This is a genomic window from Faunimonas sp. B44, assembly GCF_052655945.1.
This window is the reverse complement of record NZ_JBQYEX010000002.1, coordinates 344,490-369,387: the sequence shown is the minus strand read 5'-3', so window position 1 is coordinate 369,387 and position 24,898 is coordinate 344,490. Positions and strand designations below refer to the sequence as shown.

At 68.4% G+C, this 24,898-nt stretch carries 22 protein-coding genes and 1 pseudogene; 14 read left to right on the top strand and 9 right to left on the bottom strand.

Annotation, left to right across the window (positions count from 1 at the left end):
- Positions 1-50 precede the first annotated feature (50 nt).
- Both ACUN0C_RS04970 and ACUN0C_RS04965 read left to right on the top strand, forming a co-directional pair.
- On the top strand, positions 51-923 hold the full coding sequence (locus ACUN0C_RS04970) for a TrmB family transcriptional regulator (protein WP_445465214.1): 873 nt from the start codon (positions 51-53) through the stop codon (positions 921-923).
- A gap of 71 nt (positions 924-994) precedes the next feature.
- Positions 995-1,633 carry a hypothetical protein gene (locus tag ACUN0C_RS04965; protein ID WP_445465213.1) on the top strand — a complete coding sequence of 213 codons (639 nt, stop codon included), beginning with the start codon at positions 995-997 and terminating at the stop codon, positions 1,631-1,633.
- Positions 1,634-1,652: 19 nt separating this feature from the next.
- On the opposite strand, the pseudogene ACUN0C_RS04960 reads toward ACUN0C_RS04965, so the two are convergent.
- From ACUN0C_RS04960 to ACUN0C_RS04940, 5 genes and pseudogenes are all read right to left on the bottom strand, one after another.
- A pseudogene (locus ACUN0C_RS04960) lies at positions 1,653-1,862 on the bottom strand (helix-turn-helix domain-containing protein); the annotation flags it as partial.
- Between the two features lie 134 nt (positions 1,863-1,996).
- Positions 1,997-4,183: an acetate--CoA ligase family protein gene (locus ACUN0C_RS04955; RefSeq protein WP_445465212.1), complete on the bottom strand. Its 2,187-nt coding sequence runs from the start codon at positions 4,181-4,183 to the stop codon at positions 1,997-1,999.
- Between the two features lie 10 nt (positions 4,184-4,193).
- The gene (locus ACUN0C_RS04950) at positions 4,194-5,726 is read right to left on the bottom strand and encodes an acyl-CoA carboxylase subunit beta (RefSeq protein ID WP_445465211.1); all 1,533 of its coding nucleotides are present in this window, start codon (positions 5,724-5,726) and stop codon (positions 4,194-4,196) included.
- Entirely contained in the window at positions 5,716-6,822 is a 1,107-nt protein-coding gene (locus tag ACUN0C_RS04945; RefSeq protein WP_445465210.1) for a mandelate racemase/muconate lactonizing enzyme family protein, read from the bottom strand. Before ACUN0C_RS04945 ends, ACUN0C_RS04950 begins: the two co-directional genes overlap by 11 nt.
- 147 nt (positions 6,823-6,969) lie before the next feature.
- Positions 6,970-8,547 carry a rhodanese-like domain-containing protein gene (locus tag ACUN0C_RS04940; RefSeq protein ID WP_445465209.1) on the bottom strand — a complete coding sequence of 526 codons (1,578 nt, stop codon included), beginning with the start codon at positions 8,545-8,547 and terminating at the stop codon, positions 6,970-6,972.
- A gap of 135 nt (positions 8,548-8,682) precedes the next feature.
- On the opposite strand from ACUN0C_RS04940, the gene ACUN0C_RS04935 reads away from it, so the two are divergent.
- The 6 genes from ACUN0C_RS04935 to ACUN0C_RS04910 all read left to right on the top strand — a co-directional run bounded on the left by ACUN0C_RS04935 (position 8,683) and on the right by ACUN0C_RS04910 (position 14,505).
- Complete coding sequence (locus ACUN0C_RS04935) at positions 8,683-9,048, top strand: iron chaperone (RefSeq protein ID WP_445465208.1); 366 nt, start codon at positions 8,683-8,685, stop codon at positions 9,046-9,048.
- 178 nt (positions 9,049-9,226) lie between these two features.
- Positions 9,227-10,354: a mandelate racemase/muconate lactonizing enzyme family protein gene (locus ACUN0C_RS04930; protein WP_445465207.1), complete on the top strand. Its 1,128-nt coding sequence runs from the start codon at positions 9,227-9,229 to the stop codon at positions 10,352-10,354.
- 224 nt (positions 10,355-10,578) lie between these two features.
- Positions 10,579-11,574: a Bug family tripartite tricarboxylate transporter substrate binding protein gene (locus tag ACUN0C_RS04925; protein ID WP_445465206.1), complete on the top strand. Its 996-nt coding sequence runs from the start codon at positions 10,579-10,581 to the stop codon at positions 11,572-11,574.
- 29 nt (positions 11,575-11,603) lie between these two features.
- Positions 11,604-12,143: a tripartite tricarboxylate transporter TctB family protein gene (locus ACUN0C_RS04920; protein ID WP_445465205.1), complete on the top strand. Its 540-nt coding sequence runs from the start codon at positions 11,604-11,606 to the stop codon at positions 12,141-12,143.
- A 9-nt stretch (positions 12,144-12,152) separates the two neighbouring features.
- Positions 12,153-13,679: a tripartite tricarboxylate transporter permease gene (locus ACUN0C_RS04915; protein ID WP_445465204.1), complete on the top strand. Its 1,527-nt coding sequence runs from the start codon at positions 12,153-12,155 to the stop codon at positions 13,677-13,679.
- A 76-nt stretch (positions 13,680-13,755) separates the two neighbouring features.
- Positions 13,756-14,505: an SDR family NAD(P)-dependent oxidoreductase gene (locus tag ACUN0C_RS04910; protein ID WP_445465203.1), complete on the top strand. Its 750-nt coding sequence runs from the start codon at positions 13,756-13,758 to the stop codon at positions 14,503-14,505.
- Between the two features lie 15 nt (positions 14,506-14,520).
- On the opposite strand, the gene ACUN0C_RS04905 is transcribed toward ACUN0C_RS04910, so the two are convergent.
- A complete protein-coding gene (locus tag ACUN0C_RS04905; protein ID WP_445465202.1) occupies positions 14,521-16,377 on the bottom strand; it encodes a PHA/PHB synthase family protein in 1,857 nt (618 codons plus the stop codon).
- 199 nt (positions 16,378-16,576) lie between these two features.
- On the opposite strand from ACUN0C_RS04905, the gene ACUN0C_RS04900 reads away from it, so the two are divergent.
- Positions 16,577-17,473 (top strand): aminotransferase class IV, encoded by an 897-nt coding sequence (locus ACUN0C_RS04900; protein ID WP_445465201.1) that lies wholly within the window; start codon positions 16,577-16,579, stop codon positions 17,471-17,473.
- A gap of 78 nt (positions 17,474-17,551) precedes the next feature.
- Here ACUN0C_RS04900 and ACUN0C_RS04895 read toward each other — a convergent pair whose 3' ends face one another.
- Positions 17,552-17,998, bottom strand: a complete 447-nt coding sequence (locus tag ACUN0C_RS04895; protein ID WP_445465200.1) for a MucR family transcriptional regulator — start codon at positions 17,996-17,998, stop codon at positions 17,552-17,554.
- A 510-nt stretch (positions 17,999-18,508) separates the two neighbouring features.
- On the bottom strand, positions 18,509-19,072 hold the full coding sequence (phaR, locus tag ACUN0C_RS04890) for a polyhydroxyalkanoate synthesis repressor PhaR (protein WP_445465199.1): 564 nt from the start codon (positions 19,070-19,072) through the stop codon (positions 18,509-18,511).
- 220 nt (positions 19,073-19,292) lie between these two features.
- On the opposite strand from phaR, the gene ACUN0C_RS04885 reads away from it, so the two are divergent.
- The 5 genes from ACUN0C_RS04885 to ACUN0C_RS04865 all read left to right on the top strand — a co-directional run bounded on the left by ACUN0C_RS04885 (position 19,293) and on the right by ACUN0C_RS04865 (position 23,932).
- Positions 19,293-20,468, top strand: coding sequence for an acetyl-CoA C-acetyltransferase (locus tag ACUN0C_RS04885; RefSeq protein WP_445465198.1), 1,176 nt, complete (start codon positions 19,293-19,295; stop codon positions 20,466-20,468).
- Between the two features lie 72 nt (positions 20,469-20,540).
- Positions 20,541-21,269 carry an acetoacetyl-CoA reductase gene (gene phbB, locus ACUN0C_RS04880; protein WP_445465197.1) on the top strand — a complete coding sequence of 243 codons (729 nt, stop codon included), beginning with the start codon at positions 20,541-20,543 and terminating at the stop codon, positions 21,267-21,269.
- A gap of 68 nt (positions 21,270-21,337) precedes the next feature.
- Positions 21,338-22,282, top strand: coding sequence for a YihY/virulence factor BrkB family protein (locus ACUN0C_RS04875; protein WP_445465196.1), 945 nt, complete (start codon positions 21,338-21,340; stop codon positions 22,280-22,282).
- A 74-nt stretch (positions 22,283-22,356) separates the two neighbouring features.
- Complete coding sequence (gene yddG / locus ACUN0C_RS04870; protein ID WP_445465195.1) at positions 22,357-23,244, top strand: aromatic amino acid exporter YddG; 888 nt, start codon at positions 22,357-22,359, stop codon at positions 23,242-23,244.
- A 76-nt stretch (positions 23,245-23,320) separates the two neighbouring features.
- Positions 23,321-23,932, top strand: coding sequence for a glutathione S-transferase family protein (locus ACUN0C_RS04865; protein ID WP_445465194.1), 612 nt, complete (start codon positions 23,321-23,323; stop codon positions 23,930-23,932).
- A gap of 141 nt (positions 23,933-24,073) precedes the next feature.
- On the opposite strand, the gene ACUN0C_RS04860 is transcribed toward ACUN0C_RS04865, so the two are convergent.
- Positions 24,074-24,679, bottom strand: coding sequence for a hypothetical protein (locus ACUN0C_RS04860; protein ID WP_445465193.1), 606 nt, complete (start codon positions 24,677-24,679; stop codon positions 24,074-24,076).
- Between the last annotated feature and the right edge of the window lie 219 nt (positions 24,680-24,898).

Genomic DNA, 24,898 nt, shown 5'->3' with positions numbered 1-24,898 from the left:
GTGCGGGTTCAAGCGGCCGGGCGGAATGCCGTTCCGGCGAGGGAGCAGCGATGGTCGGTAAGCTCGCAGTCGAGGAATTGCCGTCGGCCGGGATCTTCGCCGACCTCAAGCGGCTCGGCTTCACCGAGTACGAATCGCGCGTCTACGTCCAGCTCCTGCGGGAGAGTCCCGCCACCGCCTACGAGGTCGCCAAGGCGGCGGGCATCCCGCGGCCGAACACCTATCACGCGCTCGACGCGCTCGCCCGGCGCGGCGCGGTGCTTCCCGTCAGCGAGAATCCGGTGCGCTACACCGCCGCCGACCCGCGCACGCTGCTCCAGACGATCGCGCGCCAGACCGACGCGCTCTGCTCCGATCTCGCCGGCAAGCTCGCCGCGCTGAAGCCCGCGGGCGAGGACCAGTACGTCTGGACGCTCCGCGGCGACGCGGTCGTCCACGACCGGATCGGGGCGCTCATCGCCGAGAGCCGCGAGACGGTCTGGGTGAAGGCTGCCGACACCGTGCTCCGGCGCCAGAAGGAGCGCCTCCGCGCCGCGGCCGAGCGCGGCGTCGCGCTCCTCATCGTGCTCTTCGGGCAGGATGCCGACGAGTTCCGCTTCACCGATGCCTGCCGCGTCTATCTCCACGAGGCGAGCGGCGTGCGCATGGGCACGGCCGACAACCTCTTCACGCTCGCCGTCGATCACGTCGAGATGCTGACGGCGGCGATGGATGAGGACGTGATCGCCGCGCACACGCGCAACCGGCCGATCGTGAACATGGCCGAGAGCCTGATCCGCCACGATTACTACATGGCCGAGATCTTCGCCCGCTTCGGGGGAGAGATCGAGGCGGCGTTCGGGCCCCACCTCCGCGACATCCGCATGGCCTGCTTCTCCCCCGAGCAGGCCGCCTCGTTCAAGGCACGGACGGGGCTTTCCTGAGCAGTTCTTTCTGTCGAGGATACAGCCGACACGCTGGTCGTTCCGTTATCATTTCAGAAGCGGAGGTTGTTATGCCGCTGGAAGCCGATCGTTTGGCGATTGAACTCGCGGGTGGGTGTATTGCGGCAATCCAGCAATATGCCAAAATGGCAGGAAAATTGAGAGCCCCCGAAGGCTTTATTCGGGATCTCTGCGCGGTTCACGTGCATCAAAGGACAGGGCAGCGGATCATAACCGAACACCGGCGACGTGACCTAACCGCGTTATTTGGCATTTCGGATGATGCTTTGGACGAATTCAACAATTTCAGAACAGACTTGATGATCTTCGGGAGTGAGCATTCAGTTGAGCAACCGAGCTGTGAAGCGGCGGTAGAGTTGAAATTATGGACAGATCCCAGAAAGTTGAAAGAGGATTTGCGCCGCGTACGAGGAGTTGCTCGTGCAATAGCGGATGCGACTGGAACTCCAACACCAAAGGCCTTTGTTATCGCATGCCCGCAATACGGGCCTGGTGCTCGAGTAACGGCTGACACTGCTGTAAGCGATCTTTCAAAATTCTTCACGTTTGCATGTACAGAAAAATATACGCATCCTGAAGAAAACACTGACGGCCAATGGACCTCAGCGGTTATCGTTCTGAATGCTGATACATGCAATGTGCAGGACAATGCCGTTTCCTCACGGGACGGCGAGTTCAAAGCGGAATAGGCTTTCCGCTGAACTACTTCTGCTGCTCCAGCCGGAAGAGGATCGCTTGGATCGGGTCGGGCGGGTCCATCGGGTGGTGCCGCGCTTCGTAGGCATCGATCAGCGTTGCCAGCACGTCGAGCCGGTCGCCCTCCGGCGTGCCGCTTCGTGTGCCCCACAGGCGCTCGGCTTCGGCAAGCGCCGCCTCGTAATCCGCATCGCTACGGATCGGCTTCAGGTCAGCCGCCACGGTTCACCTCCCTCACGGCGATCATGTCATAGGCCTTCTGGGTGCCGATCCACTTGATCCAGACGATGCCCTCACCAAAGGCGACAAACATCACCAGCCCATATATCTCAGCAGGGCACCGACCGCCGCCCGCCTCACCCCCGCATCGCGAACTGCCGCTCCAGGTGCCCGACCGCGGCGAGGGCGAGGGCCATTGCGGGGATCTCGTCATAGACCGGCACGTCGGCGGCGCGCGCCTTGTCGCGGTAGTGCCGCCGCTTCTCGTCGAGCTCCGGCGAGCCGTCGCTGCGCAGCGCCAGGCAGAAATGGGCGACGCCCGGCCATTTCCGCTGCGTCTCCTCGACCACCGCGAAGAGGTTGTCGATCGGGTCGACGCTGCCGCGCCCGACGAAGGCGGCGAGGTTGAGGTGCATGGCGACGGCATCCGGCCGCGCGTGCGCGTAGACGATGTCGAGGATCTCGCCCGCGACCCAGCCGTCCTTCTCCTGCAGCGTGCGGACCGGCGTGTCGATCGGGTTGGCGACGCTCGTGCCGGGCGGCAGGTTCATCGCCTCCAGCAGCCGCAGCGTCTCGCCCTCGAAGGGCGACACGTCGAGCCCCACCTCGGCGAAGGCGTCGGTGCCGAGCACGCTCGAGCCGCCGCCGTTCCCGAAGAGTGTCACGGCGTGCGTCGGCTTGGCCGGCCGCAGCTTCAGGTGCTGGAGCGCGAGGAGCACGTCGATGAAGGCGTCCACGGTCTTGACCAGCACGGCCGGCACCTGCGCGGTCAGCGCGTCCCAGGCGCGGTCGTCGCCGGCGAGCGCGCCGGTATGCGACAGCGCCGCCTCCCGGCCGCGGATCGACCGGCCGCCCTTCAGGATCACGACCGGCTTCGTCGCCCGACGTGAGCGCAGCAGGTCGAAGAAGGCGCGGCCCTCCTTCACGTCCTCCAGGTAGAGCCCGATCGCCGCGGTCTGCGGATCCTCGAGATAGTACTCGACCAGCTCGTGCGGCTTCACGTCGGCGCTGTTGCCGATCGTGACGAGGCCGCTGAAGCGCAGGCCCCGCCATTGGCCGCGCTTGATGATGTCCGTGCTGAGGCCGCCCGATTGCGACACGATGCCGATCGTGCCGACCTCCTTCGGCGCGCCGACGGGGAAGGTGAGGCCGCCGCGCGGCGAGTAGGTGCCGAGGCAGTTCGGGCCGAGCACGCGCACGCCGCCCTCCTGCGCGGCGGCGACGAGCGCCTCCTGCAGTCCCTTGCCGTCCTCGACCTCGCCGAAGCCCGACGAGATCACCTGCGCGATGCGGCAGCGCCCGCCGGCGGCGGCGAGCACCCCCGGGATGCGCTGCGCGCCCATCGCGACATAGGCGTAGTCGATCGGCTCCGGCGCCGCCGCGAGGCTCGGATAGGACTTCAGCCCCTCGATCTCATCGGCCGAGGGGTGAATCGGATAGATCTGATGCGGATAGCCGAAATCCTTCATCCTGCGGATGAAGGTGTTCGCGATCCCGACATCCTTCGCCGAGGCGCCGAGCACGGCCACGCTCCTCGGCTCGAAGAGCGGCCGGAACGCCTCCAGCCTGGAGCCCTCCGCGCCCGTCTCCGCCACGTCCGGCAGCGGCTCCGCGGCGAGCACGAAGCGCGCGTCGGCCGCCATCGCGCCCGACGGCGAGACGATCACCGGGTTGATGTCGAGCTCGGCGACGTCGTCGGCGAGGCTCATCAGCAGCCCGCCTTCGCCGCCGACCTTCACCAGGAGGTCGACCAGCGCCTCGCGGTCGACCGGCGCCTCGCCCCGCGCGCCGGCCAGCAGCGCCGCGCCCTTCAGCTCGCCGAGCATGGCGGTGGCGTCGGCGCGGCTCACGGGGCAGATGCGGAAGGCGACGTCCTTCAGCACCTCGACGAAGATCCCGCCGAGGCCGACCATCAGGATCGGGCCGAATTGCGGGTCGCGAAAGCCGCCGACGACGATCTCGCGGCCGGCCGGGATCATCTCCTCGACGAGCCAGCCCTCCACGCGCGCAGCCGCGATCGCAGGCTTCGCGGCCATCGCCTCGACGGCCGCGCGCACGTCAGCGGGCGACTGCAGCCGGAGCGCGACGCCGCCGGCATCCGACTTGTGCAGGATCTCCGGCGAGACGACCTTGGCGACGAAGGGAGCTGTGAGCCCGGCCGCCGTCCGTTCGGCATCGGCGGCGTCGCGGGCGACGGCCGAGCGCGGGGTGCGGATGCCGTAGGCCGCGAGAAGGGCCTTGCCGGCGGCCTCGTCCAGAGCGCTGCGGCCCTCGGCGCGGGCTGCGGCGATGAGGTTCGACGGCGAGGGAAGGGGCGCGTTCACTCTGTCGTCCTCAGTAGCTCGTCGGCCAGGCGCGCATCAGGTGCTGCCCGATGCCGCCGGTGCGGCGCCGGCGCTGGATGTCGAACATGCGGATGAGGTAGCTCCGCGTCTCCTGCGGCTTGATCACGTCCTGCGCCGAGAAGATGCGCGCCATGTCCCAGATCTCGAGGTCCTTCTGGATGTGCGCGAGCGCCTCCTCGAAGCCTTCCTCGCCGGCGCTGAGATTGTGGACGATGTTGGTCGCGAAGACCGGGTCCATGAAGCTTACCTCGGCCATCGGCCAGGCGATCATCGCGTCGTTGTGCGCACCGCCGCCCATCGCGACATAGGCGCGGCCGTAGGCCTTTCGGCAGATGATGGTGATCTGCGGCACGGTCGTGAGGCAGGTCGCGTTCATGAAGTTCATGATCTGCCCGGGGGCGCCGCGCCGTTCCGCATCGGTGCCGACCACGAAGCCCGGCGTGTCCATGAAGCGCACGATCGGGATGTTGAAGCTGTCGCAGAGCACGGTGAAGTCGATGATCTTGCGGCAGGCTTCGGCCGAGAGCGCACCGCCGCCGACCTGCGGATTGTTGGCGATGATGCCGATTGCCTGTCCGTCGAGGCGGGCGAGTGCGACCACGGCCGACTTGCCGAAGCGCGGCTTCAGCTCGAACAGGCTGCCCGTGTCGAAGATGATCTCGAGCACCTTCTTCATGTTGTAGACCTGCGTCCGCTTCTCGGGGATCACCCCGAGCACGCGGTCCTGGTCCTCGCCCGAGCCCTCGCCCGGCTCGACGCGCGGCGGCAGCACGCCATTGTGGCTCGGCATGTAGGACAGGAAGGCGCGGATCGCGGCCATCGCCTCCTCGTCGGTGTCGACGAACTGGTCGATGAGGCCGGTCTGCTCGGCGTGGAGGCGCCAGCCGCCGAGCTCCTCGAGGTCCACCTTCTCGCCGATCGCCATCGAGACGAGCCGCGGGCTCGACACCGACATGATCGAGCCCTTCTTCATCACGGCGAAGTCGGAGCAGCAGCACATCCACGCCGAGGAGCCGAACGAGGTGTCGAGCGCGGCCGCCGCCCAGGGCACCTCGCGCATCCGGCGGAACTGCGACGTGTCGTTGCCGAGCAGCAGCCCCATGCCCTTGGAGCCCATGGCGTCCGGCAGGCGGGCGCCGGTCGATTCGCCGACATGGACGAAGGGCATGCCGCGCTCGTTGCAGGTGCGGCGGACGTAGCCCATCTTCTTGGAATTGGTGGCGCTGGTGGAGGCCCCCTTGGTGGTGAACTCGTTCACCACCACGCCGACGTCGCGCCCCTCGATGCGCGCGAATCCGGTGAGCTTGCCGTCGCGCGGCGTATCCGCCGCGTCGCCGTCGAGGAACGAGGCGCCGAGCAGGCCGACCTCCAGGAAGCTGTCCGCATCGACCAGCGCGTCGAGCCGCTCCTGGGCGTTCAGCTGGCCGCGTTCGCGGCGCTTCTCCAGCTTGCGTTCGCCGCCCATGCGGCTCGCGGCTTTGCGGCGCTCGTCGAGATCGGCGAGCAGAGCCTCATGCGCCATGGGAATAGGTCCTCGTCGGTTGGTGGGTGAAGTCGAGCCGTTCGGCCGTGAAGCGCTCGATCTGCGCCCGGTCCGGCTGCGGGCGGTATCCGGCCGGCAGGCGGATCGACCCGGCCTCGAACGGCATCGGCGGGTCGAGCAGACGCTCGCGCGGCTTGATGAAGCCGTTGAACTCGCCGGCATTGCGGATCGTCGTGCGTGCCACGCAGGCTTCGAGCCAGTTGTGGATCTCGCTGCCGAGCCCGTCGCCGAGCACCGGCTCCATGCCGGCAGCGCGCACCGCCTCCAGCCCCTCGCGCAGGCGGTCGAGGCCGCCGAAGCGCTTCAGCTTCAGCTTGCAGAAGCGCACGTTCTTCACGTCGCCGGCGCGTGCGATGTCGGCGAGCGTGCAGATCGGCTCGTCCAGCATCAGCGGCACGGCGGAGGCGGCCGCGACCGCGGCGTTCGCCTCCCAGTCGTCGGAATCGCAAGGCTGCTCGAAGAGCTCCACGCCCTCGGGGTCGAGGGCCGAGGCGAAGGCGATGCCGTCCGCCCGGCTGAAGGCGCGGTTGGCGTCGAGCCTGAAGGTGGCGCGGCCGGCGAGCGCCTTCTGGATGACGCGGACGCGCGCGAGGTCCGCGGCCACGTCCTTCCCGACCTTCACCTTGAAGGTGCGGAAGCCCTTCGCCAGCCAGTCCTCGATCTCCGGGACGATCTCGACCTCGTCGAGCGCGTTGATCGGGGTGAGGAGCGGCAGTTCCGTGGCTTCCGGGATGTGGAGCTGCGGATTGGCTTCGAGCACCTCGATCGCGGCGACGAGGGCAGTTGAGGCGACCTTGCTCTCATCGAAGCGGGCGAGCACGCTTTCCTTGGCGTCTTCCGTGTCGGTGCCGAGGATCTCCTCGATCCGGGCGAGGCAGAAGGCCCAGCCGCCTTCCCGCGTCTCGCTGCTCGATCCCGGCGATACGTGCGCGTCGGCGAAGCCGGTCCGGCCCCCGTCGTCTTCCATCTCGACGAGGAACGGCTCGAACTCGGTGAAGGTCCGGTAGGAGAGCCGGTACGGCCGGATCAGCGGCAGCTCCAGCCGCCGCAGGCCGATGCGCGTGATCCTTGCCATGAACGCCCCTCCCGTCGGCGCGGCTCGCCAGCCCCGGGCAGGAGGTGAAGCCGTCGTCGGATTAGTTGTTGCTGTTGCTACTACGCTCGGTCGGACAATGCAACGCGGCTTGCGGAGGGGCGGGCAGTCGCCTGCGCGCCGGAGCCGTCACGCCGGCGTGGCGAGGGCGAAGGTGGCCCGTTCGCCGCCGTCGAGCTGCGCGACCAGACCCTGTTCCCAGGCGAGATAGCGGCGCGAGGCGTCGAGATTGCCGTCGTGCCGGTCGTGCACGAAGGCGAGGAAGTCGATGGCTTCGCCGGGCGGAACGTCGCGCGGCGCGATCGCGAAGCCCGCTCGGGCGAGGTCGTCCATCGGGCCCGAAAAGCGGGCGGTCCGCGCCACGCCGAGTTCGGCCAAGTCGAGCGCCGCCAGCCCGGCGTCGTCGCGCTCCGCGACGAGCACGACCTCTTCGGCCTCGGCGGCGGGGGATCGATCGAGCCGCGGCCTGATCGACCAGACCGCCTCGTCCGGCGCGCCGGCGCGATGGGCCTGCGAGCCGCGGAGGTCGATGAGCGCCGCGCCAGCCGCAACGCGTTGCCGCGCCTCGGCGGCGCCGATCGCCGGCACCTCCGGCAGCCCGGGAATGCGCCGGCTGGCGCCGATTCCCGTTTCGGCATCGGGCAGCATGTCGGAGCCGGGCATGACGAAGACCTCGTACCCCAACTGCTTCAGCCAGAACGCGGCGATCACGCCGCGCAGGCAATTGTCGTCGAGAAGCACGACGCGCGAGCGGCGCACGCCGATCCACTGGTCCGTCGCCTGCACGATCTGCACGCCCGGCGCATGGACCGCACCCGGCAGATGACCCGCCGCGTATTCCTCCGCGGAGCGCACGTCGATGCGGTAGAGCGTGCGCGAAGGATCGTCCGCGAGCCGGTCCAGGTCGGCGCGGCCGATCAGGGGAATGGCGAAGCGCGCGGCGATCGCTCGGGCGCGCTCGGCGCCCGCCGCCTTCGCATCCGGCATCGGCTCCGGATAGGGCGCCGCCCGGTTGCCGCGCTCGAGCGTCTGGCCGGCGAGGGCCCAGCCCTGCGTCCCGTTCTCGAGTGCGAAGACCGGGTTCCGAATACCGGCGACCGCGAGCCCGATGGCGCCGACGATGCCGCGGGTTCGGCCGGCGCAGGTCACGACCACCGGCGTCTCCGGGTCCGGAACCGCGGCGGCGAAGCGGTAGGGGAGTTCGCCGTTCGGCAGGCAGACGGCGCCGGGCACCCGCATCTTCGCGTGTTCGGCGGGCGGCCGGCAGTCGAAGAAGCGGAAATTCCGCCCCGTCGCCTGCCAGTCGGCGAGTTCGCCGGCAGAGATCGTCTTCGGATGCCAGACCGCTTCGGCGAGTTCCCCGAGCGTCTTGCTCGGCACGTTGACGCCCTTGAACAGGGTGAACCCTGCGGCTCGCCACGCCGGAGCACCGCCCTCCACCATCGCGATGTCCGTATACCCCGCCGCCTCCAGCCGCCGCGCTGCGCGTTCCGCCACGCCGTCGCCGCCGTCGATCAGGAGGACGGGCGCGTCGCGCCGGGGCACCAGGTCGCCGATCCGCAGCTCCAGCGTGCTGTAGGGGCAGGGGATGGCGAGGAGGGGATGGCCCTCCCCGAATTCGCCCGCCTCGCGCAGGTCGAGGAAGGCCGATTCGCCCGGACCCTCGATGAGGGCCTTGGCTTGGGCGGGTGATAGTCGGCGCGTCATGGCGGCGTTTCCTGGCGGGGGGTCGGATCGCGCGAGGCGACAGCCGAGACGCCGCGCTGTCAACCACCTTGGGGCTCGCGAAGGGAGTAGGGGACGTTAATCTCGGCTGTGCGGACCCATGGAGCGAGTCGCGCGATGGTGCAGTCTACCGCCGGATCGGTCGATGCCTGGTTGGACGAACGCCCGCCCGAGCGGCGGCCGGTCTTCGAGAAGCTGCGAGACCTCTGCCGGGAGGAACTCCGCGACTGGGAGGAGCGGATGCAATGGGGCATGCCCGGCTACGGCCCGCAGGGGCAGCCCAACGCCGTCAGCTTCAGCGATCAGAAGCGGCACGTCGCCTTCTATCCCGGCCCGACCGCGATAGAGCGGTTCCGGGAGAGTCTCGCCGGGATCGACTGCGGCAAGGGCTGCGTCCGGTACCGCCGGGCGGAGCAGGTCGATCTCGAGACGGTCCGCGCCATGCTCCGGGACGTGCGCGAAAGGGGCGAGCCGATGTGCTGAGGGGAACCGGCCGTCGGACCGGCATCGGTCGCCAGCCGACCGCGCCCCGGGTTGCGCCGCATGCGCCGGATGCGCCACTCTCGCGCACGAACGGCCCGATAATCGGTCGGCGAACATATCGAAAATGGGAGGAAGGTCTTTGCTCGAACAGGTTTCAGGCGATGAGCGGCAGGATGCCATGCTGGCAAAGCCCGTCAGGATCCGCGACATCCGCGCCAGCATCCACACGGTCTCCATCGACATCCCCCTGATCGAGGGCAAGGTCGCCGGGTACGGCCGCGAGGAGCAGAAGGAATTCGTCGTCTGCGAGGTCGTGACCGACGACGGCGTGAGCGGCTTCGGCCTGACCGGCCACTTCCTCGCCGGCGCGGTGGTCGAGGCGCTGCATCGGCACTTCCTTCCGGCCGTCAGGGGCATGGATCCGCGCGACAGCGAGGCGATCCACCAGACCGTGCTGCGCAAGCTCAACCCGCGGGCGATGACTGGCGTGATCTCCTCGGCGCTCTCCTGCCTCGACATCGCCTGCTGGGACATCGCCGGCAAGCTCGCAGGGCGGACGGTCGCGCAGCTTCTCGGCGGTGCCCGGTCGACCGTGCCGGCCTACTGCACGTTCGGCTTTCCGCAGTACGACCGCGAGCAGCTCGCCGAGGCGGCGCGGCTCCACGTCGCCAACGGCTTCTCCGCGCTGAAGCTCGTCGTCGCGGTCGACAAGAAGGGCTGGCGCGAGGACGCGGCCCGGGTCCGCGCCGTGCGCGAGGCGGTCGGCGACGGCGTCGACATCATGATCGACGCCAACTACCTGTTCTCGCCGGTCGAGGCCAAGATGCTCTGCCGCGCCATCGAGGACTGCGACATCACCTGGTTCGAGGAGCCGCTCCACCAGAACGATGCGCGCGCGCTCGCCGATCTGCGCGCCCACACCGCCATACCGGTTGCCGCCGGCCAGATGGAAGGCCACCGCTGGCGCCTGCGCGAGCTCGTCGAGAAGCAGGCCGTCGACATCCTGCAGCCGAACTGCTGCTTCTGCGGCGGCTACACCGAGGCGCGCAAGGCCGCTCACCTCGCCCAGGCCTACAACATGCCGATCGCCAATGGCGGCGGCTGGCCGATCTTCAACATGCACACCATGGCGGGGCTCTCCAACGGCTGGATCGTGGAATGGCACCTCGGCATGGTGCAGGCCGGGCAGATCCTCTTCCCGGATGCGCCCGAGCCGGCCGGCGGGATGCTGGCGATCCCCGAGCGGCCGGGGCTCGGCCTCACGATCGATCGCGACGCGCTCCGCGACACGCGCGTGGCGGCGTGAGTCCGCCGGACCGCTTTGCATCCGGCTAGTAGTTGCCAAAGCAGCAACGCCAACCTATCCTCGACATCGAGCCGTTATCGGTGATGATGCGGCCCGCCCGTTACGGGCTGAGACAACGACAAGGCGGAGCAAGTCCGCCGCCGTGCAATGGGAGGGTTTCCGACGGATGCGGCGCCGCCCGCGTCCAGCCGGATGCCCGTTCGGAATCGAACGGAGGACAATCGATGACAGTGCTGAAGACGCCGATGGGCCGGAGCGCCCTCTATGCGGCCCGCGCAACGCTCGCAGCCGGCGTGATCGCCGGCCTGCCGCTCGCCGCGAGCGCGCAGGACAAGTTCCCCTCGGGCCCGATCGAGCTGATCTCGCACGCCGCGCCGGGCGGCGGCACGGAACAGACGATGCGCATGTGGATGGACGAGGCCGCTAAGGAGCTCGGCGTCGACCTCGTGGTGGTGTTCAAGCAGGGCGGCGCCGCGCGCACCGCGCATGAATACCTGAAGACCCGGCCGGCCGACGGCCAGACCATGATGGGTACGACCGAGACGCACCTCTACACGATCGCGCAGGGCAAGTCGCCGGTGAAGATCGAGGAGCTGAAGGGCGTCGCGCGCGCCATGCAGGATCCGTCCGTGATCGTGGTGCGCGGCGACAGCCCGATCGAGGATTACGACCAGCTCGTCGAGGCGTCCAAGAGCGGCGCGCTGAACTGGGGCGTCGCGCAGGTCGGCGGGACCGAGCACATCGGCATCGCGCGCTGGGCGGAGAAGGCGGGCGTGCAGTACCGCGTCGTGCCGTTCGGCAGCGGCGGCGAGATGATCACCGGGCTGCGCTCCGGCGCCATCGACGCCACGCTCGCCAATATCAGCGAGGCCAAGGGGCCGATCGAGGACGGCGACCTGAAGGCGATCGCGGTGCTCGCCGACGAGCCGCTCGACGACCTGCCCGGCATCCCGACCGCGGCCTCCAAGGGCGCCGACGTCTCCGTCAACACGACGCGCGGCTACGTGGTGCTCGCCGACACGCCGCCGGAGCGGGTGAAGATCCTGGAGGAGGCGCTGCTGAAGGCGATGCGGACCGAGCGGTTCCAGACCTACCTGAAGAATGCCGGCCTCGACCCGGACGACAGCGTCGCCGGCAGCGAGGAATGGGACGCGCAGCTCAAGGAAGACTACGCCAACGCCAAGGACGCGATGGAGCGCCTCGGGCTCGGCGCCAAGTAGGCTACATTTCGGCCGGAGCCGCGCAGACGATGACCGACGCCGACCGAATCGATGGCTCCGAACGCCGCGGCGCAGCGCCGCCGGCGTTCGGGTTCGACCGCTCCGATCTCGCGGTCTCGGGCGTGCTGATCCTCATCTGCGCGATCCTCTACTGGGACACGACGCGCTGGGACGCCGTGCCCCAGGCGCTTGCCCAGAACGCGCCGCCGACCGTCTTTCCGCGGCTCCTGATCGGCTCCGTGTTCGTGATGGCGCTGCTCCTCCCCTTCGAGCGCATCTGGAAGGCCCGGGCGGGGATCGACCTCGGCATCGGCGGTCACACGATCGCGCGGCCGGTCGTCTTCATCACGGCCGCGATGCTGCTGCTCGCCGTCTATCTGCTTCCGATCCTCGGCGTCCTGCCGGTCATGGTGGCGACGAGCCTGCTTCTGCCGATCCTGTGGGGCGAGCGGCGCTACGTCGCCGTGGCGCTGTTCGGAATCGGGCTGCCGCTCGCCGTCACGGCCCTCTTCGCCTTCGCCCTGAAGGTCAATCTCGGCTTCGGGCTCACCGGCAACCTGTTCCGGTAGGGAGCACTCGTGGACGTCACATCCATTCTCGCGGGCATCGAGCTCATCCTCACGCCGACGAGCCTGCTCCTGATCTTCGTGTCGGTGGTGATCGGCGTCCTCGTCGGCGCGCTGCCGGGTCTCAGCTCGAGCATGGCGGTGGCGCTCCTCCTGCCGTTCACGATCGGCCTCAATCCCGCACTCGCCATCTCCATGATGGCGGCGCTCTATTGCGCCGGCACGTTCGGCGGCTCGATCACGGCGATCCTCATCAACACGCCGGGCGCGCCGCCGGCGGTCGCCTCCTCCTTCGACGGCTATCCGCTCGCCCAGCGCGGCGAGGCGGGCAGGGCGCTCGGCATCGCGGCGGTCGCGAGCGTGTTCGGCGGCATCTTCAGCCTCATCATCTTCATCATCGCCGCGCCGCTCCTCGCCAAGATTGCGCTGAAGTTCCGCCCGCAGGAATATTTCGCCCTGACGCTCTTCGGGCTCTCCATGCTCGCCGCGATCAGCGGCCGCTCCGCGCTGCGCAACCTCATCGCCGGCGCGCTCGGCGTCCTCGTCAGCACGGTCGGCATCGCGCTGGTCACGGGCACCGAGCGCTTCACCTTCGGACTTCCCGTGCTCTACGACGGCATCGATTTCGTGCCCGTCCTCATCGGCATCTTCGCCATCAGCGAGCTGCTCGGGCAGTCGCAGGCGATCGACAAGGTGAAGGAGCGCATCAAGTCGGTGGCGCTGCGCCTGCCGAGCCGGGCGGATCTCAGCCGCGTCAAGGCAACCATCATGCGCTCCAGCGTGATCGGCACGCTGATCGGCATCCTGCCGGCGGAGGGCACCACGGTCGCCGCCATCATGGGCTACAACGAAGCCAAGCGCTGGTCGAAGCACCCGGAGGAGTTCGGGAAGGGCTCGATCGAGGGGATCGCCGGCCCGGAAGCCGCGAACAATGCCGGCACCGGCGGCGCGATGGTGCCGACGCTGGCGCTCGGCATCCCGGGCAGCGGCACGACCGCGATCATCCTCGCGGCCCTGATGATGCACGGGCTCCGGCCGGGCCCGTACCTCATGCGAGAGACGCCGGAGATCCTCTACGCCATCTTCACCGCCATGCTCCTCGCGAACTTCATGTTCCTGATCGTGGGCCTTGCCGGCGTGAAGCTCTTCTCGCTCATCACGCTCATCCCGCGCACCTTCCTGTGGCCGGCGGTGTTCGCGTTCGCGCTCATCGGCGCCTATGCCTACCGGCAGAACCCGATGGACGTCTGGGTCATGCTGATCGCTGGCATCGCGGGTTTCTTCGCGCTGCGCCAGGGGTTCGGGCCGGCACCGTTCGTGATGGGGCTCGTGCTGGGGGGGCTGCTCGAAAAGTCCTGGTCGCAATCCATGATCATCTTCGACAGCAACTGGCTGCGCTTCTTCGAAAGCCCGATCTGCATCGTCTTCTACGTGCTGACCGTCCTCTCGCTCACGGGACCGTTCATCGGAAAGCGGCTGGGGCGGATGATGCAGGGTGCGATGCGGGCCTTCCCGCGGAAATCGACCCTCGAGGAATAGGTCGACGCAGCTTTCGACGGACCGGCAGTGCCGGTGCCTTTCATCGCATGGAATTCACACGGAACAGGGGGACGGCATGACGGACATGGCAGGCGCGCGCGAACTGGAGGGCACCGTCGCCCTCGTGACCGGCAGCGCGAAGAACATCGGCCGTGCCATCGCGCTGGCGCTCGCGGATGCGGGCGCGGCGATCGCCGTCCATGCCCGCACCTCGGAGGCGGCCGCCCGTTCGGTCGCGGACGAGATCGAATCCCGCGGCGGGCGGGCTGCCGTGTTCCTGGCCGAGCTGACCGACCCGCAGGCCGTCCGCGGCCTGATGGAGGGCGTGCGGAAGGAGTTCGGAAGGCTCGACATCCTGGTGAACAACGCCGCCCGCCGGGCCGACGCGCCGATCGAGCAGATCAGCTACGAGGATTGGAAGGCGATCATCTCCGGCATCCTCGATTCGGCGTTCCTGTGCTCCCAGGCGGCGATCCCGTTCCTGTCGGAGCACGACCGGGGTGCCATCGTGAACATCGGCGGCGTCGCCGGACACGCCATGGTCGGCGGCCGCGCCCATGTCGTCGCGGCGAAGGCCGGTGTCATCGGCCTGACGCGCGGGCTCGCCGCGGAACTCGCAGACCGCGGCATTACGGTGAACTGCGTGTCGCCCGGCTACATCAACACCAAGCGCGACCACATCCCGCCGCATTTCCAGGCGCGCACGGTTCCGCTCAACCGGCCGGGCGAGCCGGAGGAGATCGCCGCCGCCGTCCGGTTCCTCTGCGGTCCGGGCGCGCGCTACATCACCGGCGAGGCGATCCAGGTGGCGGGCGGCTGGAGCTGAGGCGCCCGCCGCGCGTCAGGTCTGGAACACGTAGGTGCCGGGGGCGTCGCAGAGCGGCGGATGGCCCTTGGCGCCCATCGGCGGCGGCGGCACCGGCGGCCCGGAGCGCTGCCCGAGCCAGTCGACCCATTCCGGCCACCAGGAGCCCTCCCGGCGGGGCGCGCTCTCCAGCCAGATGTCGGGATCGACGTAGCGCTCGCCGTGATGGTTCGTGAGGACACGGTAGGAGCGGCGGGGATGGTCCGGCGGGCTGACGATGCCCGCATTGTGGCCGCCGGTCGTCAGCAGGAAGGTCACGTTCGTGTCGGTCAGGAGCCGGACCTTGAACACGGAGCGCCAGGGGGCGACGTGGTCGCGCTCCGTGCCGACGGCGAAGATCGGGGCCTCGATGTCGGTGAGCGCGACGGGCCGGCCCTCGACGTTGAGCCGGCCTTCCGCGAGGTCGTTTTCCAGGAACAGACGGCGCAGATATTCCGAGTGCATCCGGTACGGCATGCGCGTCGTGTCGGCGTTCCAGGCCATTAGGTCGGTCATGGGGCTGCGCTCGCCCATCAGGTACTCGCGTACGACCCTCGACCAGATCAGGTCCTGCGACCGGAGCAGCTGAAAGGCGCCGGCCATCTGCCGCGAATCGAGATAGCCCTGCTTCCACATCAGGTCCTCGAGGAAGTGGACCTGGCTTTCGTTGATGAAGAGGGTGAGTTCGCCCGCCTCCTCGAAATCGACCTGCGCCGCGAACAGGCTGATCGTCCCCAGCCGGTCGTCGCCGTCGCGCGCCATGGCCGCTGCGGCGATCGAGAGCAGCGTGCCGCCGAGGCAATAGCCGACCGCGTGGACCTTCTCGCCCGGCACCACGGCCGCGATCGCGTCGAGCGCTGCCACGATCCCGAGCCTGCGGTAGTGATCCATTCCGAGGTCGCGGTCGCGCTCGGTCGGGTTCATCCAGGAGATCATGAAGACCGTGTAGCCCTGGCCGGTCAGGTAGCGAACGAGCGAGTTCTCCGGCGACAGGTCGAGGATGTAGTACTTCATGATCCAGGCCGGCACGATCAGCACGGGCTCGGGACGCACCGTCTCTGTCGTCGGCGCGTACTGGATCAGCTCCATCAGGTGGTTGCGGTGGATCACCTTGCCGGGCGTGACGGCGAGGTCGCGCCCGACCTCGAAGGCCTCGGCGCCGGCGGGCGGCTGCCGGTTCACCAGCCGGTCGCGGTCCTCGATGAAGTTGTTGAAGCCCTGCAGGAGGTTGCGTCCGCCGGTCTCAATCGTCCTGCGCTGCACGACCGGGTTGGTGGCGAGGAAGTTGGACGGGGAGAAGACGTCGAGGATCTGCCGCGTGGCGAAGTCGACGACGTTCTCGTGCTGGCGGGAGACGCCTTCGACCCCCTTCATGGCGTTGTGCCACCATTGCTGCTGCAGCAGGAAGGACTGGTAGAGGACGTTGTACGGCCAGGCCTGCCATTCCGGTGCGGAGAACCGCTTGTCCTGCGGCAGCGGCTCGATGCAGGGCTCGGCGCGACCGCCGAAAAGGGCCGCACTGGCCATGTACCGGCCGAGCCGCATCCATTTGCGCGTTGCCTTGCCGGCCAGTTGCGCCTGCTTGCCGGGCGAGAAGGCGAGATGCGTCGCCCAGTCGGTGTAGCAGGCCGCGAGCTCGGCCGGGGAGATGCCGCCGGTGAGGCCCGCGATCGCCGCGTGGACGTTGCGGTCCGTCTCTTCCGCGAGCCTGTCGAGGGCGTCGATGGCGTCCGGATCGGGGCGGTGCCCCTCCGGATCGCGACGCCCTGCCGGGGGCATTGCCGCGGGCGGTGCGGCGGATTCGTCGTCCCGGGAGAAGAGCGTCCGGATCTCGGCGGTGGCTGATCGCGTCATGGGGTACTCCGTTCCGCCTCGTGGTTGCCGGATCGGGCCGGCGGCGGCCATGACAAAGGTCAAAGCACGGCAGGCATGACCGCGAGTTGCGGCTGGACAAAGGCGCGCCCGCCTGCCTTCGTCCCCGTGCAGGCGTCCCGCCCGATCGCGCGGCGCGCGCCGGCATGCGGCCGCCGCCGCGAGAGGACTCGGACTGACCGTGACGGATGAACGGGCGCCCGGCGCCACCACCTGGCTGAACGGAACGCTCGGCGCGGACTGCATCGCCATCGCCGACCGCGGCTTCCTGCTCGGCGACGGCGTCTTCGACACCGCGCTCGCCCTCGGCCGCACCATCTTCGCCGCCGACCGCCACCTGGCGCGGCTCGTCGCGCACGCCGCCGCCATCGGGATCCGCCTCGATCCGGCCGACGTGGCGGAGGCCTGGCGCGCCGTGACGGCGGCGATGACGCAGCCGCACGCGATCGTCCGCACCACCGTCACGCGCGGCGCCGCCGGCCGCGGCCTCTGGCCGGGGCCGGATTGCCGGCCGACCCTCGCCGTCACCGCCGCAGCCTGGGATGCGACGCTGGCCGGCGCGCCGCTCCGGCTCGCCACCTCCACGATCCGGCGCAGCGAACGCTCGCCGCTCTCGCGCCTGAAAAGCCTCGGCTATCTGGAATCCGTGCTCGCCACCCGCGAGGCGGCCGAAAGCGGCGCGGACGACGCGCTCCTCCTGAACCATGCCGGCGCGGTTGCGTGCACGACGATCGCCAACCTCTTCACGCTCCGGGGCGACGTGCTGGCGACGCCGCCGCCCTCCGCCGGCATCATGGAGGGCACCATGCGCGCGACGGTGCTGGAGCTCGCCGGAGCGCTCGGCCTGACCGTCCGCCAGATCGTGCTCTCCAACGTCGACCTCGTCACCGCCGACCTGGTCTTCGCGACCAACAGCGTCCGCATCCTGCGCCCGGTCACCGCCCTCGACGGGGCGCCGATCGGGAGCCGAAAGAGCCGTCCGTTCCAGGCCCTCGTGCATGCCGTCGCCGGGGAGGTGCGCTCCGCCTGCGGCTACCAGCTGCTCGAGCACGAGGTCTTCGCGCGCCTCGCACGATGATCGCACAAGAAGAAGCCGCCCCGGGCGGGTCTGCCCGGAGCGGCTGATGCATGCGGCCGAAGAAGCGGCCGACTATTCTCAGGCGGCGGCCTTGCTGCGGGTCCGCTTCTTTGCGGCAGCCGGGCGCTTCTGGCCGAGGCCCATGCTCTTCGCGAGCTCGGAGCGCGCCTGCGCGTAGTTCGGCGCCACCATCGGATAGTCCGCCGGCAGGTTCCACTTCTGCCGGTATTCGTCCGGCGAAAGATCGTGGTGGGTCCGCAGGTGCCGCTTCAGCGACTTGAACTTCATGCCGTCTTCCAGGCAGGTGATGCTGTCCGGCGAGACGGACTTCCTGACGGGAACGGCGGGAACGAGCGGCTCGGGCTCCGGCTCCACCGTCGGGTTCGCGGATTGCTGCAGGGCGTTCGCGACATCGGCGATGAGACGGGGCAGATCAGCCGGCGAGATCGAATTGTGGCTCACGAAAGCAGCGACGATCTCGGCCGCGAGCTCGACGAACCCCACACGATCTTCTGATTGTTCCATATACTCGATCCTTGAATGCGTTGGATGTTGCGGACATATGCCGAAGCAGACCGCAGATCAAGATCATTCTCCGGCAAAAGAGCAATTTATTGCAGACCTGGAGCCGCCGTCGCCCGGTCTTAGTGCAAGTCCCGATAGAATTGTACGGACGAAACGCACCCTGGCGCCGCCGCCGAAGATTTGAACGGTCACGGCGACAGCGCTCAGGCGAAGCGGATGAAAAACGGGCGGAGCAAAGCGCCACCTGATCTGAGATGGCGCAAGGCATCAAAATTACGCTGCGTAAACTCAGGCACGACGAGCTGTTTTTCGATCAGCTCGTACAGAGCTTCCTCGGCCTAGAGGAGAGTTGTGTCTCCTGCTGCGGCAGAAAAGCCGGAAGACCAATAAACTTTGAGGAATATCGTATGCAACCATTCGGCGATCAGCTTGCCCAAGCGCGGAGGGCGTGCGGAAGGCTCGTCGGGGATTGGAATGGAATGCGGGCGCGGGAACTCGCCGGCCGGCCGCCTAGCTCTTGCCGGCGAGGCCCTCGATCGTTTTCTGCAGATCCTGCAGTTGCTTGCGCAGCGCTTCGATCTCGCCGTCGCGGTCGGCCGGGCGCGGCTCCTCCTTCGTCGCGGCCGCGTTCGAGAACGGCATCCAGATCCGCATCGCCTCGCTGAACAGTTCCATGTTGCGGCGCGCCTGGTCCTCGATGACGCCGAAGGCGTCGCCCTTGAACGCCTTCGCCATCTGCTCGCGGAGCTTCTCCTGCTCCCGTGTGAAGGTTGCGAGCGAAGTCTCCAGATAGGTCGGCAGCACGGTCTGCATGCTGTCGCCGTAGAAGCGGATCAGCTGTCTCAGGAATGCGATCGGAAGGAGATGCTGCCCGCGCGTCTCGTGCTCGAAGATGATCTGGCCGAGCACCGCGCGCGTGATGTCATCGCCGGTCTTCGCGTCCTGGACCACGAAATCCTCGCCGCTCTTCACCATGCGGGCGAGGTCTTCCAGCGTCACATAGGTCGAAGTTCCTGTGTGATAGAGACGGCGGTTGGCATATTTCTTGATCACCGTCGGATTCTGGTTCGCCATTTCTCCCCGACCTCCCGCCGCGCCTGCGCCGGGCAGAAGCGCCTGAGAAGCATGAAACATCCCGGTTTGAGGGTCCAGCGATTTTGCACCTGCGTCAGGGCCTTCGCGGACGCATAATTCCTTCGGCTGGATTGACACTCGCAGTCCGGCGACCTTTCTCTCCCGGTAAGCCAGCGTCCCGGCCGGCGCTATCCGGCCCGGCGAGACACAGGAGGTCACCGTGACAGATGTGGTTATTGCGGGCGCGGCCCGCACCGCCGTCGGATCGTTCAACGGCTCGTTTGCCGCCGTTCCCGCCCACGAGCTCGGCGCCGTCGCAATCGCGGGCGCGCTGGAGCGCGCGGGCGTCGCGCCGGCGGAGGTGAACGAGGTCATCCTCGGCCAGATCCTGACGGCGGGGCAGGGGCAGAACCCCGCGCGCCAGGCGGCGATGAAGGCCGGCATCCCGCGCGAGACCACGGCGTGGGGCCTCAACCAGCTCTGCGGCTCGGGCCTTCGGGCGGTCGCCATCGGCATGCAGCAGATCCAGACGGGCGACGCCGACATCATCGTGGCCGGCGGGCAGGAATCCATGTCGATGGCGCCGCACGCCGCCTATCTCCGCCAGGGCGTGAAGATGGGTGACTACGCCATGGTGGACACGATGCTGAAGGACGGGCTGCTCGACGCCTTCAACGGCTACCACATGGGCAATACCGCCGAGAACGTCGCAAGGCAGTGGCAGATCACGCGCGACGAGCAGGACGCCTTCGCCGTGGCGTCCCAGAACAAGGCCGAGGCCGCGCAGAAGGCCGGCCGGTTCAAGGACGAGATCCTTCCGTTCACGGTGAAGACGCGCAAGGGCGAGACCGTCGTCGACCAGGACGAATACATCCGCCACGGCGCGACCCTCGACAGCGTCGCGAAGCTGCGCCCGGCCTTCGACAAGGAGGGCACCGTCACGGCGGGCAACGCCTCCGGCATCAATGATGGCGCGGCCGCCGTCGTGCTGATGAAGGCCGCCGAAGCCGAGCGGCGGGGCATCCGGCCGCTCGCGCGCATCGTGTCGTGGGCGACCGCGGGCGTCGATCCCTCCATCATGGGCACCGGCCCGATCCCGGCTTCCCGCAAGGCGCTCGAGAAGGCCGGCTGGAAGATCGAGGACCTCGACCTCGTGGAGGCGAACGAGGCCTTCGCCGCCCAGGCCTGCGCCGTCAACAAGGATCTCGGCTGGAATCCCGAGATCGTGAACGTGAACGGCGGCGCCATCGCGATCGGCCATCCGATCGGCGCGTCCGGCGCCCGCGTCCTCAACACGCTGCTCTTCGAGATGCAGCGCCGGGGCGCGCGCAAGGGGCTCGCCACGCTCTGCATCGGCGGCGGCATGGGCGTCGCCCTGTGCGTCGAACGCGACTGACCGGCAGGGCCGGGGCTGCGGCTCCGGCCCGCTCGGCAGAAGAAGTCGAATAAAAACTGGAAGGGAGAGCGAATGCCCAGGACAGCACTCGTCACCGGCGGCACGCGCGGCATCGGCGCCGCCATCGCCCGGTCGCTGAAGGAGGCCGGCCACACGGTCGCGGCGACCTATGCCGGCAACACCGAGAAGGCCGAGGCCTTTCGGCGGGAGACCGGCATCGAGGTCTTCAGGTGGGACGTCGCCGATCCGCAGGCCTGCGAGGCCGGCGTGCGCGAGGTCGAGGCCGCGCTCGGGCCGGTCGACATCCTCGTCAACAATGCCGGCATCACGCGCGACGGCTGGTTCCACAAGATGGACTACGATGCCTGGTCGGCGGTGCTGCGCACCAACCTCGATTCCATGTTCACCATGACCAAGCCGGTGATCGACGGCATGCGCGAGCGCGGCTTCGGCCGGGTCGTCAACATTTCCTCGGTGAACGGGCAGAAGGGGCAGATCGGCCAGGTCAACTATTCCGCGGCGAAGGCCGGGGTGATCGGCTTCACCAAGGCGCTCGCGCTCGAGAATGCGCGCAAGGGCGTGACCGTGAACTGCATCTGCCCGGGCTACATCGACACCGACATGGTCGCGGCCGTCCCGGAGAAGGTGCTGGAGGGGATCATCGCGGGCGTGCCACTCAACCGGCTCGGCAAGGCGGAGGAGATCGGCGCGCTCGTCGTCTATTTGGTCTCCGAGCCGGCCGCCTATATGACAGGGGCGGTGCTGTCGATAAACGGCGGCCAGTACATGGCGAACGGCTAGGGTCGTGTTCCGGTCGGAGTGACGGCCGCACCGGCCGGGACCGGCGCAAGCGGGGTCGTTTCGAACGGATGAGCGTCGGAGTCGAGCATCACCCTGGGCGGCGCGACGACCGGCCGCGCCGCTCGGACGTGCAGCTGCGGCTGGACGACGTCGGGCGGTTCGGGCGGGCGGTGGGCGTTGTCCTCCGCAATGCGGTGACGGGCGTGCTCTGGCACGACGGGGTCATGGTGGCGAGCGCCATCGCTTTCTCCCTCATCTTCGCCCTCTTTCCCTTCCTCATCTTCCTGGTCGCGCTCGGGGCCGTCCTCGGCGGGCCTGACCTCGCCGACTACATCAGCCGGGAGGCGCTCGCCGCCTTCCCCGAGCACATGGTCCGGATCATCCAGCCCGAGCTGCAGCGGATCTTCGCCACGCCCAACAAGGCGAGCCTGCTGACCGTCGGCCTGACCGTCACCCTCATCAGCATCACGGGCGCGGTGGAGGCGGTGCGGGACGGGCTCAACCGCGCCTATCGCTGCGCCGAGGACCGCAGCCTCCTGAGGCGATACGGCAGCGACCTCGTGTTCGTCTTCATCGCCATGGTCTTCATCATCGCGATGGGCTCTCTCGGCATCGTGGTTCCGGTCTGGCTGCACTACATCGAGGCGCAGGTTCTCGACATCCATTTCGAGGTCAACGCGCTCCGCGTCATGCGCGAGGTGCTGCTCGTCGGCGTCATGGCACTCACCCTCGCGCTCGTGCACCTGCTTCTGCCGGCGCGCAAGCGGCGGGTGAAGAGCGTCGCCGTCGGCGCGCTCGTGACGCTCGCCGGATGGTGGATCTCGGGACGGATCTTCGGCATGTACCTGACCGAGATCGCCAATTACAGCGCGACCTATGCCGGCCTCGGCGGCATCGTGGCGCTGATGTTCTTCCTCTACATCCAGGCGCTCATCTTCATCTTCGGCGCCGAGCTCAACCGCTCGATCTCCGAGTTCCACGGCCGCAAGGATCTGTGCCGCAAGACGGCATGAGGCGCGGCGCGGGGCTTTTCCCGATCCCGCGGTCCGGCTAAGGCAGCGCCACGCATCCGGACCGTCTCCACCTCATGCAGAGCCGCACCGCCGCCACGCTCCTCGGATTCCTGGCCATCCTGATGTGGGCGCTGCTCGCGCTGCTCACGGCGGCGAGCGGAACGGTGCCTCCGTTCCAGCTCTCGGCGCTCACCTTCCTGATCGGCGCCGCGATCGGCCTGCTCTGGCTCGCGGCGAGCGGGCGCTGGGGCGACCTGCGGCAGCCCTGGCCGGTCTGGGCGGTCGGAATCGGCGGGCTCTTCGGCTACCACGCCTTCTACTTCACGGCGCTCAGGAACGCGCCCGCCGTCGAGGCGAGCCTGATCGCCTATCTCTGGCCGCTCCTGATCGTCGTCTTCTCGGCGCTGCTGCCCGGCGAGCGCCTGCGCTGGTTCCACGTCGCAGGCGCGCTGCTCGGCCTCGCCGGCACCGTCCTCGTCGTCGGCCGGGGCGGCATGGCCTTCGACGGCCGCTACGCGTTCGGCTATGCCGCCGCTGCAGCCTGTGCGCTCACCTGGTCCGGCTATTCGCTGCTGTCGCGCCGGTTCGCCGCCGTGCCGACCGGAATCGTCGCGGGCTTCTGCCTCGCCACCGCGCTCCTCAGCGGGGCGGCCCACGTCCTCGTCGAGGAGACGGTCTGGCCGGCCTCGCGCGCGGAATGGGCGGCGATCGCGGCACTCGGCCTGATGCCGGTCGGCGCCGCCTTCTACGTCTGGGACCACGGCGTGAAGCGCGGCAACATCCAGGTCCTCGGCGTCGCCTCCTACGCCGCCCCGCTCCTGTCCACGCTTGCCCTCATTTTCTCCGGCTACGCGGAGCCGACGCTCGGCATCGCGCTCGCCGCCGCCCTCATCACGGCCGGCGCGCTGCTGGCCTCGCTGCCGGCCCTCCGGCGACGGCGCGCCGCCGATGTAGCCGCTTAGGTCACCGACGCATACGGTCGCATCCAGGTTAGAGCTGCGGCGCGGTCGAGGAGCCGATGAATGGAGAACCAGAACGATGATCACCGTATGGGGAGGACAGACGTCGCGATCGATCCGGGCGGTCTGGGTGTTGGAGGAAATGGGCCTGCCCTATAGCTTGCGACACGTAGACATGCTGGCCGCAGAGAAGGACCCGGCGTGGCTCGCCGTTAATCCCGGAGACTTCCTGCCCGCGATTCAGGACGGCGACGTCACTATGGTCGAGTCAGTAGCGATCATGGAGTTTTTGATGGGCCGCTACGGACCAACGCCGCTTCAACCGTCGCCCGACGACCCTACTTTCCCCACCTACAAGCAGTTCCTCCATATGGGTGAAGCGGGCCTGGCGACGTTGATCATGGTCCCGCTGGTGAGCGGCTTCATCGCGCCAGAGGCGGAACGGGACAATTGGGGTGCACGCTGGGCGCGCGAATGCGTTGAGCGACGGCTGCTGCTCGTGAGGCGGCAGCTCGCGGGCACATCCTATATGGCCGGTGACAGGTTTACGGCCGCCGACATCTCGGTGACCTACGCGTTGAACTTGGGCGCGAACCACGCCGGCTTCGCCCTCGGCGACGCCGAACAGGCCTATCTCGCTCGCACCACTGGCCGTGACGCTTACAAGCGCGCCGTCGAAGCCTCCGCCTGAGCGGTTCCGATCGGGCCCCGTCGTGGCTGCAACGGGTCCGTTGGCCGGTGCGCGGGGGCATGGAGGCATCCGGGCAGGCAAGAACGGCTGAAGGGCCGGAGGCGTTCTGCCTCCGACCCTCCGCAATCGCTTCTGCTGGGATCAGCGCGTGAAGACGACGATGTCGCCGCCGCTCAGCACGTTGACCGCAACGACGTCGGTGATCGCCACGTTGAGGTCGTTCAGCGCGTTCTTGATGACCTCGTTGTCGTTGAGCACGTTCTGCAGCTCGAGGATCTCCACCTCGTTGCGGTTCAGCGCGTTGTTGAGCGCCTGGACATTGTTGCCGGACAGCACGCCGTTGACGTCGACCACGTCCACGACGTTCACGTTGTTCAGCGCCTGCACGTTCTGAACCTGCGCGCTGACATTGTTGAGTGCCGAGACGACGTTGCCGAAATTGGCCTGGCCGGTGCCCTGCCGGCCCGGGCCCTGGCCCACCGCCTGGCCGCGGCCGACGCCGGAATTCTGCCCGGCCTGATCGATGCCGATGTTGCCGGCCCTGCCTTCGACCCGCTCTGCGCGCTCGGCCGCCTTCTCGGCCGTGCGCTCGGCTTTCTCGGCGGTGCGCTCGGCCTTCTCGGGCGCGTTCTCAGCCGCGGCCTCGGAGCCGCCGTTGTTTCCGCCGGGCTGTGCACCGGCGGTGATCGGCGCGGCGAGCGCAACAGCAAACGCAAGCGTCGACGATGCAAGAAGCTTCTTCAACATGGTACCCTCCTTGGGTGTCAATTGGACCCTGTAAAGACGCCACGGAGGCTGCGGTTCCGACTGTTTTCCATGTGAAATATACTTCAACGTCTGCGTTCATTTCTGATCATTCAGCATTCATATTTTAGCTGGCAACGGAAACACGGCGTACGTTTCATCGCCTTTGATGGCAGGCATTGATCGAGATGTCGGGGGTCGGCGGTAGGGGGAGGGGCAATG

Excerpts from the sequence above, each read along its gene's own strand:
- ACUN0C_RS04970 (WP_445465214.1), top strand. The coding sequence starts at position 51 with ATGGTCGGTAAGCTCGCAGTCGAGGAATTGCCGTCGGCCGGGATCTTC.
- ACUN0C_RS04965 (WP_445465213.1), top strand. The coding sequence starts at position 995 with ATGCCGCTGGAAGCCGATCGTTTGGCGATTGAACTCGCGGGTGGGTGT.
- ACUN0C_RS04950 (WP_445465211.1), bottom strand. The coding sequence starts at position 5,726 with ATGGCGCATGAGGCTCTGCTCGCCGATCTCGACGAGCGCCGCAAAGCC.
- ACUN0C_RS04945 (WP_445465210.1), bottom strand. The coding sequence starts at position 6,822 with ATGGCAAGGATCACGCGCATCGGCCTGCGGCGGCTGGAGCTGCCGCTG.
- ACUN0C_RS04940 (WP_445465209.1), bottom strand. The coding sequence starts at position 8,547 with ATGACGCGCCGACTATCACCCGCCCAAGCCAAGGCCCTCATCGAGGGT.
- ACUN0C_RS04935 (WP_445465208.1), top strand. The coding sequence starts at position 8,683 with ATGGTGCAGTCTACCGCCGGATCGGTCGATGCCTGGTTGGACGAACGC.
- ACUN0C_RS04930 (WP_445465207.1), top strand. The coding sequence starts at position 9,227 with ATGCTGGCAAAGCCCGTCAGGATCCGCGACATCCGCGCCAGCATCCAC.
- ACUN0C_RS04925 (WP_445465206.1), top strand. The coding sequence starts at position 10,579 with ATGACAGTGCTGAAGACGCCGATGGGCCGGAGCGCCCTCTATGCGGCC.
- ACUN0C_RS04920 (WP_445465205.1), top strand. The coding sequence starts at position 11,604 with ATGACCGACGCCGACCGAATCGATGGCTCCGAACGCCGCGGCGCAGCG.
- ACUN0C_RS04910 (WP_445465203.1), top strand. The coding sequence starts at position 13,756 with ATGACGGACATGGCAGGCGCGCGCGAACTGGAGGGCACCGTCGCCCTC.
- ACUN0C_RS04905 (WP_445465202.1), bottom strand. The coding sequence starts at position 16,377 with ATGACGCGATCAGCCACCGCCGAGATCCGGACGCTCTTCTCCCGGGAC.
- ACUN0C_RS04895 (WP_445465200.1), bottom strand. The coding sequence starts at position 17,998 with ATGGAACAATCAGAAGATCGTGTGGGGTTCGTCGAGCTCGCGGCCGAG.
- phaR (WP_445465199.1), bottom strand. The coding sequence starts at position 19,072 with ATGGCGAACCAGAATCCGACGGTGATCAAGAAATATGCCAACCGCCGT.
- phbB (WP_445465197.1), top strand. The coding sequence starts at position 20,541 with ATGCCCAGGACAGCACTCGTCACCGGCGGCACGCGCGGCATCGGCGCC.
- ACUN0C_RS04875 (WP_445465196.1), top strand. The coding sequence starts at position 21,338 with ATGAGCGTCGGAGTCGAGCATCACCCTGGGCGGCGCGACGACCGGCCG.
- yddG (WP_445465195.1), top strand. The coding sequence starts at position 22,357 with ATGCAGAGCCGCACCGCCGCCACGCTCCTCGGATTCCTGGCCATCCTG.
- ACUN0C_RS04865 (WP_445465194.1), top strand. The coding sequence starts at position 23,321 with ATGATCACCGTATGGGGAGGACAGACGTCGCGATCGATCCGGGCGGTC.
- ACUN0C_RS04860 (WP_445465193.1), bottom strand. The coding sequence starts at position 24,679 with ATGTTGAAGAAGCTTCTTGCATCGTCGACGCTTGCGTTTGCTGTTGCG.